Genomic DNA, 14,718 nt, shown 5'->3' with positions numbered 1-14,718 from the left:
CGATGGTAGCCGGTGCCCGTCAGGGCAGAAGCGCAGCCCGGAACGCAGCTGCATGCAGCTCGGCCGACCGGGGCCATTCTCGTGCCGACAGATCAGGTCGGCCGGCCGGTGGGTCGGTGGCGACGGACTTCAGTGCGCGCTCCAGGTCGTCGATGGTGAGGGTGTCCTCGAAGAGATGGAGCCAGCCCTCACCGACCTCCTCGGCCAGGCGGCGGTTGACCTCGTTGTCGGGCGCCAGCACCGGGGTGTCGAGGGAAAGGGCGAGCAGCAGAGCACCGGAGTTGTGCATCGCCTTGTAGGGCAGCACCACCAGGGCGGCCGCGGCGATCTCGGCGGCAAGGGTGGCGTCGTCGGCGTAGCTCAGGTCGGCGCTCACCCGGGGGTCGGCGGCCACCGCGGCACGCACCTGAGCCTCGAGGTCGGGGTCGGTGGGGGATCCGACGAGGCGTACGTCCAGGTCTGCCTCGGGGCTGTCGGCGACCGCCTCCAGGAGCTGCTCGACGCCCTTGTAGGGCTTGATCAGGCCGAAGTAGAGGGCACGCCGCGGGTTCGGGGTGACCTCGGCGGCGGGCTCGATCCGCTCGAACCAGTCGCGGTAGTGGGCGTGGACGATCGTCGAGGTCGGCACCTCGAGCGGGGGAGCGGTCTGGTCGGTGAGCCGGATGACGTGCCGGGTGCGGCGCTCGAGGGCGTCCAGGAGCCGGTGGTCCCAGCGGGACAGGCCGTCGGGGCGGGCGAGGTTGTGCCAGGTGCGTACGACCGGGGTCCTGGTCAGCCGCAGCCGGGCGACGAACGCCGTCGTGAGCAGGCGGCGGGCCAGGCGGCGCAGCGGCGTACTCGCCGACGTCATCAGCAGCTCGGGCCAGTGCACGTGAAAGACGTCGTAGCGGCCCGCGATCGCCCGGGCGAAGCCGAACAGCATGACGTCGGTGTCGTCGCGCCGTCCCAGGGTCTCGATGAGCTGGACGATGTAGGGGTTGGTCGTCGCGCGCAGCTCGCGGACCGACTCCAGGACCCGGACCGGCCGGTCGCGGCGGCCGTCGCGAAGCCCTCGAGCGACCGCGGAGAGGGGCCGCACGGGGTGCAGGAGCTGGCGGCGCCCACCCCGCATCAGGATCTCGTACGCGGCCCCGACCGCCCCACGACGCCAGGCCCGCTCGCGTTCCTGGCTGAGCCAGGTCCGCGCGAAGAGGGCGCGGTTGCGGACGTTGAAGTAGTAGTAGGCCGGCGACTTGGCGCGGGACCCCTCGGCGCGCTGGGTGCCGCCGCCGGCATGGACGGCGGCGGCTCCGTCGACGACCGTGACCCGGCCGCCGAAGGCCCGGACCCGGGCACACAGGTCGACGTCCTCCCAGTAGAGGAAGTAGTGCTCGTCGAAGCCGGCCAGCCGCTCCCAGAGCTCACGCGTGACCGCGAAGCAGGCGCCGGTGACCCAAGGGAGCGTCGCGGCGCCGGGGTGCTCGGCACGACGTCGCCAGGGGCGCATCGTCCCGGTGTCGAGGTCGAGGTCGACACCCGCGGAGGCGACCTCTCCGTCCGGGCCGAGCACGGTCGGCGCGGCGAGGAGGAGCGGCTCGGCCTCGACGGCGGCCATGAGGCGTACGGCCGACTCGGCATCGATCGTGGCATCCGGGTTGAGGAAGAGCAGCACCTCGGCGCCCTCGGCCAGCGCGGCCGCGGCGCCCAGGTTGCAGCCGGCGCCGAAGCCGGTGTTGGAGCCGGGGAAGACGCCGGTCCAGCCCTCGCGGTCGCAGAGAGCGCGGACCGTGGCCCGGTTGGCGTCGGTCGAGTGGTTGTCGACCACGACGATCCGCGCGGGCCGGAGTGCCGCGGCGACCGGGGCCGTGTGGCGCTCGAGCAGCGAAGGGTCGCCGTAGCCGACCACGACCACGGCAAGCCGGGAGAGGTCGCCCATCACGACCCGTCCAGCACGCGCAGCTCACGCCACCACTTGCGCAGCGCGAGGGCCAGGGCGGCGGCGTTGCAGGCGAAGACCAGCGCGTAGGTCCAGGTGAAGACCATCCCGAAGCCGAGCAGCACGAACATCCAGCACTGCGCGCCGTAGTCCATCGGCAGCAGCGCCCACGTGCGCAACGGGTGCTCGCGGACCGCCACCGATGGCGCGCCGAGAGCCGTCGGAGCCGGGCGCAGGGTCGGCATCAGGATCAGCCCGAAGTACGTCACCACGGCAACCACTTCGAAGCCCAGCGGCACCAGGAGCCAACTGTCGGCGACCCACCCGAAGCGATACCAGGACACCAGCACGGCCAGGTGCAGGCTGGCGGTCTTGAAGCAGTCGATGGTGTGGTCCAGCCACTCGCCCGAGCGCGACCCGCCACCCCGCAATCGCGCGAGCTGGCCGTCGGAGGAGTCGAGCACGTAGCCCGCAGCCAGCAGCACCGCGACCACGAGCCCGGTCCACCACCGTGGCTCGACCAGCGCGAGCACCGCCAGCCCCGCAGCCGAGAGCGCGGCGCTCACCGCGGTCACCTGGTTCGGTGTCGCCCCGAGCGTGTGCGCGGCCGCGGCGACGACCCGGCCCGCCGGCCGGTTGACCAGCCGCGAGTAGGCGGCGGTGTTGAGCGAGGGCTTCTGCGCCTGCCCCAGCGCCTCCAGGTGCGTACGGAACCTGCCGGGGGCGCGTTCGGCGCCGGTCGCGGCCATGCTGGATCCTGCTTCGCTGTGACGTGGGGGAGTGACAGCGGGACCCTAGACGAGCTCGCTTCCGCTGTGGTCGCTCGAGGCCGTCCGCTCCCCAGATCTGGGGAGGACTGTGCCAGGACCTTCGGCCCGGGCCGTTCGGGTGGCCTACCTTTGCTCATCATGCGTTTGTTGGTCGCCCACCCGTCGCCGGACGTCTACGGCTCCGATCTTCAGCTGGTCGAGACGGTGCACGGGCTTCGTCGGGCGGCCGGGCAGGTCACAGTCGTCGTGCCCGAGCACGGTCCTCTGGTCCCGCTGCTCGAGGCCGCCGGCGCGCGGGTCGAGGTGATGCCGTTCCCGGTGCTGCGCAAGGCCTACCTCAGCCCCACCGGGCTCCTCCGGCTGGCCGCGGCGCTGATGGTCTTCTGGGTGCGCGCGGTGCGACTGTGGCGGCGGGTCCGGCCGAGTCGGCTGCTCGTCAACACCGTGACGATCCCGTGGTGGATCGTCGTCGGGCGCGCGGCCCGGGTTCCGGTGGTCTGCCACGTGCACGAGGCCGAGGACGACCAGCCGATGCCCGTACGTCTCGCCCTCACCGCTCCGCTCCTGGTGGCCACCCGCGTGGTGGCCAACTCGCGGGCATCGCGCAATGTGCTCGCCCGCACGGTGAAGGTGCTGGGGCGGCGTACGACCGTCGTCTACAACGGCGTTCCGGGGCCGGAGTCCGTGGCCGCGGCACGCACCCGGACGCCGAACGGACCCCTGCGCCTGGTCCTGGTCGGGCGGCTCTCGCCGCGCAAGGGGACCGACGTGGCCCTCGAAGCGCTCGCCGAGGTGCGCCGCGGCGGGATCGACGCGCGGCTGCGGGTGTGCGGCTCGGTGTTCGCGGGCTACGAGTGGTTCGAGCAGGAGCTCCGCTCCCGGGCCTCTGACAGTGACCTGGCGGGCAGCGTCGAGTTCCTCGGCTACGTCGACGAACCGGCCCGTGAGCTCGAGCAGGCTGATGTCGTGCTGGTGCCGTCCCGGGTCGAGCCCTTCGGCAACGTCGCGGTCGAGGCGCTGCTGGCCGAGCGCCCGCTGGTCGCGAGCCGCGTGCAGGGTTTGGCGGAGATCGTGACCGACGGCGAGACCGGGCTGCTCGCGATTCCCGGCGACGCGCGCGACCTGGCGGCGGCGATCCAGCGGCTCGCGGCCGACCCCGTTCTCGCCGCCGAGCTCGCCTCGGCGGGCCGCAAGGACGCCGAGGAGCGCTTCGGCGCGGAGCGCTACCGCGACGAGATCGCTGCCGAGGTCCTCGGGTGAAGGTGATCGGCAACCCCCACTCCGGACTCGGCAGAAGCGCGACGCGCGGCGGTCTCGTCGTCCTCGGGGGTCAGGGCGTACGCATCCTGGTCCAGGTCGCCTCCGTGGTCATCCTGTCCAGGCTGCTCAGCCCCCGCGACTACGGGCTGGTCGCGATGGTGCTGGCGGTCATCGCGTTCGCCGAGATCTTCCGTGACCTCGGGCTCTCGACGGCCGCCGTCCAGGCCACGGTGCTCACCCGCGTGCAGCAGTCGAACCTGTGGTGGCTCAACACCGGCATCGGCGCCGCGCTCTCGCTGATCGCGGTCGCGGTCGCTCCGCTCATCGCAGCCCTCTACGACGAACCCGCCCTGACCTCGCTGACCGTCGCGATGGCGGGCATGTTCTGGCTCAACGGCATGGCTGCGCAGTACCGCGCGGACCTCACCCGACGGATGCTCTTCACCCGACTGGTCGCAGCTGACACCGCTGGGCCGCTGCTGGCGCTGGGTGTCGCGGCGTACGCGGCCGCCAACGGTGCCGGCTACTGGGCCCTGGTCGTCCAGCAGCTCGTCCAGAGCGCGGCCGGGCTGGGCGTCGCGGGGGCCTGCGCGGGCTGGCTCCCCGGATGGCCACGACGCGGCGGCGAGATCGGCGGGTTCGTGAGGTTCGGGTGGTCCCTGGCGAGTACGCAGCTCATCAACTACGCCGCCAACAACATCGACTCCGTGCTGATCGGCACCCGCCTGGGCGCCCATCAGCTCGGCACCTACAACCGCGGCTGGCAGCTGCTGATGACGCCGCTGGGTCAGCTGCGCAGCCCCACCACGACGGTCGCGCTGCCGGTCCTGAGCCGCATCCGCGACAACGCTGCGCTCACCCAGCGCTTCGTCGAGCGCGGCCAGCTCGCGCTCGGCTACAGCCTCTGCGCCGGGTTGGGGCTGGTCGCCGGTGCCGCGGTCCCGGTCTGCGCACTCTTCCTCGGTCCCGGCTGGGACGTCGCCGGGGTCTTCGCGCTGCTCGCCTGCGGCGGTCTGTTCCAGACCTTGGCCTATGTCGGCTACTGGGTCTATCTCGCCCACGGGCTGACCACCGAGCTGCGTCACTACACGCTGGTCGCCTCGGCCCTGAAGGTCATCTGCATCCTGGTCGGGGTGCGCTACGGGATCACCGGCGTCGCGGCCGGCTACGCGATCGCGCATCTCCTCGAGTGGCCGCTGTCGCTGTGGTGGCTCTCCCGTCGCACGCAGCTCCACGTCGGCCGGCTCTACCTGGGCGCGGCCCGCATCCTGCTGGTCGCGGGATCGGTCGCGGCCGCCGCCTACGCCACCGCCGCCGCTCTCCACGGGCAGAACCCTGCCGTGACGGCGCCGGTCTGCGCGCTGGCCGGGGTCGCGGCGTACGCGGTCCTGCTTCTGGTCCCGTCGATCCGCCGCGACGTGATCTCGCTGGCGGTGACCGTGCGCGGCGCGATCGAGGATCGCCTCAGCCGCGGCTGAGGGCGACCGGGCGGCCGGTGTCGTCCCAGACGTTGCCGGAGTGGGTGACCTTCGTGGTCGACGGGTGGATGATCGCGCAGCCGTCGATGCGCTGGTCGCTGAGGAACCGGTTGTCGCGGATCACGATGCCACCGACAGGTCCGCGGCCCTTCTCGGCGATGTTGACCGTGCAGCCGCCACCGCCGAGCAGGTTGTCGCGGATCGTGACCCCGTCGACGTCGCTGATGCTCTGGGTGATCTGCACGCCGGCGTTGTAAGCACCGGTGAAGCGATTGCCTGCGATCGTGATGTTGCCGCCGCCGATGATCTGGATCGAGTCGTCGTGGGAGGCGCCGCCGCCCTGATAGGGGTCGTTCTCGACGTGGTAGTTGTCGTGAAACCAGTTGTCGCGCACCGTGACGTTGCTGCCGGTGATGTGCACCTGGTCGGTGACGTGGTGGATCTCGGAGCCCTCCAGCGTGAAGTCGTGGCCGACCACCCCGTTGACGCCGGGTGCGGCGTTCGCCGCCCGCACCTCGACGTTGCTGATCAGCATCCCGGCACCGTGGTCGTTGTTGTTGGAGATCCCGAAGGTCTCCGAACCGGTCGGCACGATCACCACGGTGTCGCGGATCGTCACGTTCGGCGCCTCGACACGGATCCGGCCGTGCACCTCCACACCCTCGACCACCTTCCCGGCGGTCTTGATCACCAGGTCACCGCGGTGGACCCGCAGCTCCTTCTTCGGAGGTACGCCGGTGCCGCCCGACCCGGGCGGGCGAGGCCCGGGAGGCGGTGAACCCAGCGGCTCGCCGGTGCGCGGCCCCTGGCCGGAGTGCCGGTCGCCGCCGGACCGGTTCGGCTTCGCCGAGCCGGTCGCGGACTTCCTCGGCGACGGGCTCGCCGAGGGCGTGGTCGAGCGGCTCGAGGAAGCTGACGGCGAGGCCGACGGGGAGATCGACGGGGAGGGCGTCAGGGTCGCCGGGCCGCCGAAGTCGTCGGGCGGCAGGTTCGCGTAGTTCCTCTCCGCACGCGCCGCCGGCTCCTCAGCGGGACCCGGTGTCAGCGCGTACGTCGAGCCGATCGCGACCACGGTGGCGACCGTGGAGATGCCGAGCAGAACCCGGGGCGGGACAGCCACAGACGTACGCCTTCCTGGGGACGGTGCGACCAGCTGATGGATCCGGATTCTGCACCAACCGGCCGGCACGGGTGTTGCTGCCGGGCTACGCCACGCCACACATACCCGATTCAGGGGATGGGGAGGGCGATCAGCGGACGGATCGTGGCGGTGTCCGCGACACTCGCGTGTCGCGGCCGAGGTGGCCGCCTTGGGCAGGGATGGATGATGACGCGGATTCACGAGTGGCGTCTGCTCGCAGCCGGCGCAGTCGCGGCTGTTCTCGGAGCGGGCAGCCTGGCCATGTCGGGAGGGGCGACCGCGGACACCGCTCCGGTCGACCCCGCGCTGCCGGAGACGGTCTCGGCCGACGTACTTCCGACGGTGCAGATCGACGGGGTCGCCTGGAAGCAGGTGATCGTCGGTGACATCGTCTATGTGGGCGGCAACTTCAGCTCCGCACGGCCGGCGGGCGCCGCGGCCGGGACGAACGAGACCCCGCGCGCCAACATGCTGGCCTACCGGCTCTCCACAGGCGAGCTGATCGACAGCTTCGCGCCGACGCTCAACGGTCAGGTCAAGGATCTGGCGCTCTCGCCCGACAAGTCCCTGCTCTACCTCGCCGGCAGCTTCACCCAGGTCAACGGCGTCAACCGCTACCGCGGCGCCGCCATCAACCTGGCCACCGGCGCTCTGACCAGCTTCCGGCCCATCTTCAACTCGACCACCAATGCGGTCGCCGCGACCGCCGACGCCGTCTACTACGGCGGGGTCTTCACCTCCGCCGACAACACCGCGCGTACGAAGGTGGCGGCGGTCGCGCCCACCGACACCGGCACCCAGCTGCTGCCGATGAACCCGACAGTCTCCAACGGCTCCGTGCAGGACCTCGTGGTCTCGCCCGACGGCGCCGACATCGTGATCGCCGGCAACTTCACCACGGTCAACGGCTCCTCCAACCCGGGCTACGGCCTGGCCCGGATCAAGGTCGCGACCGGTGCGTCGATGGCACTGCCGGTCAACTCGGAGGTCCGCAACGGGGGCACCAACTCGGCGATCCTGTCGCTCGAGTCCGACGGCACCAGCTTCTACGGCAGCGGCTACCACTACGGCGGCGGCGGCAACACCGAGGGCACCTTCAAGGCCGACTGGGCCACCGGCAAGCTGACCTGGCTCGAGGACTGCCACGGCGACACCTATGCGATCTGGCCGACCGCCGAGGTCGTCTACCAGGCCAGCCACAAGCACTACTGCGGCAACTCCGGCGGCTTCCCGGAGACCAACCCGCGCAGCTTCCAGCACTCCACCGCCGTCACCCAGGACGTACGTGGGACCAACACCCGCGACATCTACGGCTACCCGGACCACCCCGGCACCCCGCGTCCGGAGTTCCTGGAGTGGTATCCGAAGTGGACACCCGGCACCTTCACCGGGTCCAACCAGGCGCCCTGGACCGTGTCTGCCAACGACGACTACGTCGTCTACGGAGGCGAGTTCCTCAAGGTCAACGGGGTCGCCCAGCAGGGGCTGGTCCGGTTCGCGGTCAAGGAGATCGCGCCCAACGACGTCGGCCCGGGCTTGTCCGGCGCCGAGTTCGGGCTCGCCGCGACCTCGCCCGCCGACGGCCAGGTCAAGCTGACCTGGCCCGGCAACGCCGACATGGACAACGCGACGGTGACCTACAAGATCTATCGCGGCTCGACCGATGTCGCCCCGATCCACACCGCCCCGGTCACGGCGGCGTTCTGGAAGCAGACCACGCAGAGCTTCGTCGACACCGAGGCCCCGCCGGGCACTACGCAGCGCTACCGGGTCGTGGCCGAGGATGCATTCGGCAACACCTCGCCCACCGAGTGGGTCATCGTCGACGTCGCCGGTGAGCCGGTCCCTCCGGCCGAGGACACTCTCGCCGAGGACGCCTTCGAGCGCGCCGAGTCCAGTGGCTGGGGCACGGCTGACGCCGGTGGCACCTGGACCCGCAGCACCGGCACCGCGGCCAACTTCTCGGTCGCCGACGGCCGTGGTCAGCACTCGGTCGTCCCGGGTGGGACCACCGACTCCCGGCTCGCCGAGGTCTCGGCGACCGATGTCGATGCGACCGTCAGCGTCGCGGTCGACAGGCTCCCCGACGCGGGCTACGTCTGGTCGATCCTCGGCGCGCGCGTCTCCGGCGCCGACCACTACGCCTCCCGGCTCCGGTTCAACCCGGACGGCACCGTCGGAGTCCATCTCGTACGCAGCGGCACCCCGGTCGTCGGCGCCAACGTGGTCCAGGGTCTGAGCGTCGCTGCCGGCGACCGGCTGATGGTGCGCCTCCAGGTCACCGGCATCGCGCCGGCGACCGTGCGCACCAAGGTGTGGCCGGCCGGCTCGGCGGAGCCGTCGGGATGGACGTACGAGCTCACGGACTCGACAGCGGCGAACCAGGTCCCGGGCGGCGTGATGCTGCGCGGCTTCGGCTCCTCGACGATCGGCACCACGCCGGTCCGGGTGAGCTACGACGATCTGAAGGTCGTCGAGCCGTAGACCGTCCACCGATGCGTACCCGATCTTGGTGAGTGCGCGTCCGGATCCACCCACGCCTGGCCGACATGGGCTTGAATGCACCGTCTCCGATTCGAAGCCTGTCCGACCCGCCCGCGGAAGATCCCCCATGCTCAGTCACGTCCCGCGTTCGAGGATGTACGTCGCGGCGACCGTCGTCGCCGTCGTCCTGGTGAGCGTCGCAGTCGCCCTGATCGTGCGTGACCCGTCCGGGCCGGACACCGCCGGCTCGGACTCGGTCGTGGCCGCGGCGCCATCCGCGACGGCGACTCCGGCAGAGCGGGAGACCGATCCGGCCGCCGACCCGTCGAGCGCCGATCCTGGGCAGCCGACGGACGGCAACCGCGCGGTCGGCCTGAAGGCCGAGGCGACCTCGGCCCCGGGGGTGACGGCCCGGCTGGCCAAGATCGATGCCGTCCAGGCCACCGCGAGCCTGCCCGGTGAGGTCGGCGGTCCTGCGCTCGAGATCACCGTGAAGGTGACGAACCAGACCGGGAAGAAGCTCGACCTGGCGCTCGGGGTGGTCAACGCCTACTACGGCCCGGAGCGCACTCCGGCGGTGAGCGTCGCCTCCGACGGCGAGGTTCCGTTCCCGGCCTCGGTCGCCGACGGCACGTCAGCCACGGGTGTCTACGTCTTCCAGATCCCCGAGAAGGCCCGCCCTGTCCGCGTCGAGCTCGATCTCGGCAACGGCGCCGACGTGGTGGTCTTCAAGGGACGCCCGCAGCGATAACCCTCCCCACGATGAGAGATGTGATGAAGCCGTTCCTCGCTGTTCTGGCGCTCGTGGCCACGAGCCTGACCCTGGTGACCTCGGTGACCTCCGCCTCCGCGGACACCGCGCCGACCGACCCCGACCTGCCGAAGACGGTCTCCGCCGACGTGCTTCCGACCGTGCAGATCAACGGCGTCGCCTGGAAACAGGTGATCGTCGGCGACACCGTCTACGTGGGCGGCAACTTCACCTCCGCCCGCCCGACCGGTGCTGCGGCCGGCACCAGCGAGTCGGCCCGGTCCCACATGCTGGCCTACACCCTCTCGACCGGGAAGCTGGTCACCGGCTTCGCGCCGAAGTTCAACGGCCAGGTCAAGGACCTGGCGCTCTCGCCGGACAAGAAGCTGCTCTACGTCGCGGGCGGCTTCACCCAGGTCGACGGGGTGAACCGCTACCGGGCCGCCGCGATCGACCTCGCCACCGGCAAGGTGACCAGCTTCCGGCCGATCTTCAACTCGACCACGAACGCGGTCGCGGCGACGTCCACCGCCGTCTTCTACGGCGGGGTGTTCACCTCGGCCGACAACACCGCGCGCACGAAGGTGGCAGCGGTCAAGCCCACCGATACCGGCACCGGGCTGCTGCCGATGAACCCCAAGCTCGCCGGAGGCAACGTCAACGACATCGTGGTCTCCTCCGACGGCACCAAGATCGTGATCGGCGGTGCCTTCACCAGCGTCAACGGCTCCTCCAAGCCGGGCTACGGTCTGGCCCGGATCGAGGTCGCCACGGGCACGTCGCTGGCGCTGCCGGTGAACTCAGAGATCCGCAACGGCGGCACCGAAGCGGCGATCCTCTCGCTCGAGTCCGACGGCACCAGCTTCTACGGCAGCGGCTACAACTACGGCGGTGCCGGCAACATCGAGGGCTCCTTCAAGGCCGACTGGGCCACCGGCAAGCTGACCTGGCTCGAGGACTGCCACGGCGACACCTACGCCGTCTGGCCCACCGCCGATGTGGTCTACCAGGCCAGCCACAAGCACGGCTGCGACACCTCCGGCGGCTTCCCGGAGACCAACCCGCGGTCGTGGTACCACGCCACCGCCACCACCCAGGACGTACGCGGCACCAACACCGCCGACGACAAGTACGGCTACGCCGACCACCCCGGCACCCCTCGCCCGGAGTTCCTGGAGTGGTATCCGAAGTGGACCAACGGCACCTTCACCAGCGCCAAGCAGTCGACCTGGACCGTGACCGCCAACGGCAAGTACGTGCTGTTCGGTGGTGAGTTCCTCAAGGTCAACGGCATCGCCCAGCAGGGGCTGGTCCGGTTCGCCGTCAAGGACATCGCCCCCAACAAGGTCGGTCCGACGCGGAAGGGCGCTGCCTGGGCCCTGACCGGCTCCTCGCCCTCCGCGGGCAAGGCCACGCTGAAGTGGCCGGGCAACCCCGACAAGGACAACGCGACCGTCACCTACAAGCTCTACCGCGGGTCGATGGACTCCACGCCCATCAAGACAGTCAAGGTCACGGCCCCGTTCTGGAAGCACGCCGCGATGACCTTCACCGATACCGGCCGTCCGAGCCGCTCGGCGCAGAAATACCGCATCGAGGCCGTGGACCCGCTCGGCAACGTCTCGCGCTCCGACTGGGTGACGGTCACCATCAAGTGATCTGGGTCTGCATGCTCACCTACCGGCGCCCCGAGGGGTTGGCTGAGGCGATCGGCATGCTCCGGACCCAGCTCGACCAGGTTCCTGGCGCGCGGCTGCTGGTGGTGGACAACGACGAGCGGCCGACCGCGTCCGATGCCGTGGCGGAGGCGGCCGGGGGTGACGTACGGGTGCGGTATGTCCACGAGCCGACCCCCGGCATCGCCGCGGCGCGCAACCGGGCGCTGGACGAGGCCGGTCCGGAGGCGGTCGTGGTCTTCATCGACGACGACGAGCAGCCGTCGGAGTCGTGGCTACCGACCCTGCTCGCCTGTCAGCAGGAGACGGGCGCCGCAGCCGTCGTCGGACCGGTGGTCTCCCGCGTCGACGGCGAGCTGGACCCGTGGATCGCCGCGGGTGGCTTCTTCGTCCGGCTGCGGCACCCCACCGGCACGGTCGTCACCACCGCCGCGACCAACAACCTTCTTCTCGACATGCGCCAGGTCGGGCGGTTGCGTTTCGACCTCGGCTTCGGTCTCTCCGGCGGCTCCGACACCGTCTTCACCCGCACCCTCTCCGCGACAGGTGCACGGATCGTGTGGTGCGACGAGGCCCCGGTCCACGACCTGGTGCCCGCCGACCGCGCGACCCGGGAGTGGGTGCGCGCCCGCGCGGCTCGGATCGGCAACTCCGACTCCCGCGCCCAGGTCTACCTGGCTCCCGCGCGCCTGCGTCCGGTCGCCCGGCTGCGCGCGACCGCCCGCAGCCTCGTACGCGTCCTCGGCGGCTCCGCCCGTATCGTCCTCGGGCGGCTCACCGGTTCGCAGACCCACCACGCCCGCGGCACCCGCACCCTGCTTCGGGGCGTCGGCATGCTCCGGGGCGCCTGGGGCTCCTACGTGGTCGAGTACGCCCGCTGACTGCCGGGTCGGCGGGTGAAGGGGGCGTCGAAGATGCCGCGGATGCGGCTGGTGATCAGCCGGTCGAGACCCAGTGCCAGCAGGATCGCGACGAGGGTCAGCAGGGGAACGGCCACCAGCCCGGTGCCTGGTGGCCAGTCGATGGGATGTCCTGAGCTTGTCGAAGGGTCGCCGCCGGTCAGTAGGGCTGCTGCTGCGGTGACCGGGAAGGCGTGGACGACGTAGATCGGGAGCGTGCGGGTGCCGAGATGGCGTACGAACCCGAGCGGGGGGATCTGCGCGATCATCACTCCGAGCCCGCAGCCCGCAGCGACCGCGAGCAGGCCCAGCATCGGCCGGACGAAGATGATCCTGTCGTCGGCGACGTAGAGGAAGAACCCCAGCACCACCGCGTACGCCACCCCCACCCCGATCACGTGGACCGGCCGCATCCGCGGCACGATCGAGCGCACCGCAGGTGCCGTGCGGGAGGCCAGCACGAAGAAGAACCAGTAGCGGAACGTCTTGTCCCAGGGGACGTCGCCGGTGGAGACGAGACCGGAGGCGAAGACCGCGGAGCAGATCAACGCGGTCCCGACGACCAGCCAGGCGGGCAGCCGTCGCGTCAGCCAGCCGACCAGCGTGAACAGGCAGAGCGTGTAGAGGAACCAGAGGTAGACGTTGGGCTCGATCAGGATCCGGGCGAGGGACGCGAAGGCGTCGGGCGGCGGATGCGGCAGGAGACCGCGGAAGGTGCCGAGGAGCAGGCACCACAGGACGTAGAGGTAGATCAGGTTCAGGCATCGGGTGCGCAGCACGGTCCGCAGCGGGCGGGCGAGCAGCGCGGGAGCGAGGAGCCCGGCGAGGAAGAAGAACAGCGGCATCCGGAACGTGTCGAGGGTGTAGGCCAGCCGCGACCAGGGGCCGGCCAGGCCGACCAGGTCGAGATTGATCACGGCGTGGAAGAGCACCACGAGGATGATCGCCAGGCCGCGCGCGGAGTCGATCCACCCTTCACGCACGCTGTGGCCCTCCGGCGAGGTAGCGGCGGCGGGCTCGTTGGTCGCGGCGGCCGCGCCGCCGCGATGGTTTCGTCGGTGGCTTCCGTAGTGGTGGGGCCGTGTCGGCCTCCTCGCGCTGCAGCAGGAACACCCCGAGCGCGAGCGCGAGCGGCGGCAGCGAGCTCATGATCGGGCCGAAGAAGAGGTTCCAGCCGAGCTGCAGGGCGAGGAAGATGCCGAGCGCGGTGCCGGTGCGGTGGGACATGCTGCGGCCCAGATAGATGGTGGCGAGCCACAGCAGCCACCCCGACAGCACCAGCCCGGCGAGACCGAACCAGATCCACAGGTCGCCGATCAGCGAGTGCACCTCGATCCGGGTGCCGAACATGTAGTGCTCGACGTAGCCGTTGTCGGGGTCGTACCCCAGACGGGACATGCCCTGCTTGGCCGCCTGCATGTCGCTCGGCGTGGCCATGGTGCCGGCGCCGTAGCCGAACGGCTCGTGGATCATGAGGGCCACGGTGGCCCCGATCTCGGGCCGGCCGCCGAGGATGAGCGAGCCGGCGGTCTGGGTCTGCTCGACGGTGCGTTCCTGAGCCGAGGCGCCGAGATAGCCCTCCAGGGCGGCCTCCTCGAGCGACTTGTAGATGCCCAGCCCGAGAGCGCCGACCAGCACCAGGGAGAGCAGCGCGGAGGTGGTCCGCTTCGCCGTCCTCGGCCGGTGCTGCCACACGAGCAGCACCGCGGTCATGAGCAGGAACGCGCTCATCGACCTGGCCCCGGACAGCGCGCCGACCACGCTGAGCGCCCCGATCACGACCAGCTCGGCCACGAGCTGTTTCCGGGGCCGCCGCTTGATCAGCTGGCACGCCCCCAGGAGCAGCATCGTCGCCGGGATCGAGAACCCGAACCGCCACGGTTCCTCGGCGAACTGGGGCCTCATCGTCACGGTGATGAACGAGCCGACTGCGTAGAGGCACACCACGGCCCCCGGCGACAGCACCCGCTGCGCCCACAGCAACGCTCCCACGCACAGCACGGCCGAGATCACCGGCAGCAGCTCGGTCAGCAACCCGGCCTCGGTCGGCGGATGCGTCGCCGCGCGCCACGTCGACAGCGCCAGCGTGGAGACGAGACAGGCAAGAAGAAGTACGCCACCCAGGATCACACCGCGATAGCGGCGGGCCTCCTGGATCCAGATCGGTGCCAGGGCCGCGCCGATCAGTCCGCCGACGGTCAGCCCGCCGACCAGGGTGTAGTTGGTCCCGGCCAGGACCGCCGCGGCCCCGGCCAGCAGCGCGGTCAGCACCTCCCAGCCGGTGCGGTCGGCGCGTACGTTCCGCTTCGCAGACCCTGCGCGGACCGCCGTCACGACGGCCATG

At 71.0% G+C, this 14,718-nt stretch carries 11 protein-coding genes; 6 read left to right on the top strand and 5 right to left on the bottom strand.

The annotated features are described in order from the left end of the window. Positions 1-19: 19 nt before the first annotated feature. Both WBG06_RS18815 and WBG06_RS18810 read right to left on the bottom strand, forming a co-directional pair. Positions 20-1,915 (bottom strand): glycosyltransferase, encoded by a 1,896-nt coding sequence (locus WBG06_RS18815; RefSeq protein WP_336738484.1) that lies wholly within the window; start codon positions 1,913-1,915, stop codon positions 20-22. Continuing rightward, on the bottom strand, positions 1,915-2,664 hold the full coding sequence (locus tag WBG06_RS18810; protein WP_336738483.1) for a CDP-alcohol phosphatidyltransferase family protein: 750 nt from the start codon (positions 2,662-2,664) through the stop codon (positions 1,915-1,917). Before WBG06_RS18810 ends, WBG06_RS18815 begins: the two co-directional genes overlap by 1 nt. A 159-nt stretch (positions 2,665-2,823) precedes the next feature. On the opposite strand from WBG06_RS18810, the gene WBG06_RS18805 reads away from it, so the two are divergent. Together WBG06_RS18805 and WBG06_RS18800 are read left to right on the top strand one after the other, a co-directional pair. Beyond that, positions 2,824-3,945, top strand: a complete 1,122-nt coding sequence (locus WBG06_RS18805; protein WP_336738482.1) for a glycosyltransferase family 4 protein — start codon at positions 2,824-2,826, stop codon at positions 3,943-3,945. Beyond that, positions 3,942-5,423 carry a lipopolysaccharide biosynthesis protein gene (locus tag WBG06_RS18800; RefSeq protein WP_336738481.1) on the top strand — a complete coding sequence of 494 codons (1,482 nt, stop codon included), beginning with the start codon at positions 3,942-3,944 and terminating at the stop codon, positions 5,421-5,423. Before WBG06_RS18805 ends, WBG06_RS18800 begins: the two co-directional genes overlap by 4 nt. On the opposite strand, the gene WBG06_RS18795 is transcribed toward WBG06_RS18800, so the two are convergent. After that, entirely contained in the window at positions 5,410-6,543 is a 1,134-nt protein-coding gene (locus WBG06_RS18795) for a right-handed parallel beta-helix repeat-containing protein (protein ID WP_336738480.1), read from the bottom strand. The genes WBG06_RS18800 and WBG06_RS18795 overlap by 14 nt on opposite strands. Before the next feature lie 207 nt (positions 6,544-6,750). On the opposite strand from WBG06_RS18795, the gene WBG06_RS18790 reads away from it, so the two are divergent. The 4 genes from WBG06_RS18790 (at position 6,751) to WBG06_RS18775 (ending at position 12,356) form a co-directional block, all read left to right on the top strand. Continuing rightward, a complete protein-coding gene (locus WBG06_RS18790; RefSeq protein ID WP_336738479.1) occupies positions 6,751-9,048 on the top strand; it encodes a hypothetical protein in 2,298 nt (765 codons plus the stop codon). Between the two features lie 127 nt (positions 9,049-9,175). Beyond that, entirely contained in the window at positions 9,176-9,799 is a 624-nt protein-coding gene (locus WBG06_RS18785; RefSeq protein WP_336738478.1) for a hypothetical protein, read from the top strand. An 11-nt stretch (positions 9,800-9,810) separates the two neighbouring features. Further along, a complete protein-coding gene (locus tag WBG06_RS18780; RefSeq protein ID WP_336738477.1) occupies positions 9,811-11,457 on the top strand; it encodes a hypothetical protein in 1,647 nt (548 codons plus the stop codon). Between the two features lie 11 nt (positions 11,458-11,468). After that, a complete protein-coding gene (locus WBG06_RS18775) occupies positions 11,469-12,356 on the top strand; it encodes a glycosyltransferase family 2 protein (RefSeq protein ID WP_336738476.1) in 888 nt (295 codons plus the stop codon). On the opposite strand, the gene WBG06_RS18770 is transcribed toward WBG06_RS18775, so the two are convergent. Continuing rightward, the gene (locus WBG06_RS18770) at positions 12,332-13,357 is read right to left on the bottom strand and encodes an acyltransferase family protein (RefSeq protein WP_336738474.1); all 1,026 of its coding nucleotides are present in this window, start codon (positions 13,355-13,357) and stop codon (positions 12,332-12,334) included. The genes WBG06_RS18775 and WBG06_RS18770 overlap by 25 nt on opposite strands. Next, complete coding sequence (locus WBG06_RS18765) at positions 13,350-14,717, bottom strand: O-antigen ligase family protein (RefSeq protein ID WP_336738473.1); 1,368 nt, start codon at positions 14,715-14,717, stop codon at positions 13,350-13,352. Before WBG06_RS18765 ends, WBG06_RS18770 begins: the two co-directional genes overlap by 8 nt. Position 14,718 lies beyond the last annotated feature (1 nt).

The organism is Nocardioides sp. CCNWLW239, from assembly GCF_037137035.1.
In the GTDB taxonomy this organism is placed as follows: Bacteria; Actinomycetota; Actinomycetes; order Propionibacteriales; family Nocardioidaceae; genus Nocardioides.
The sequence above is the reverse complement of the archived record's forward strand: the minus strand, read 5'-3'. Positions and strand labels throughout refer to the sequence as shown.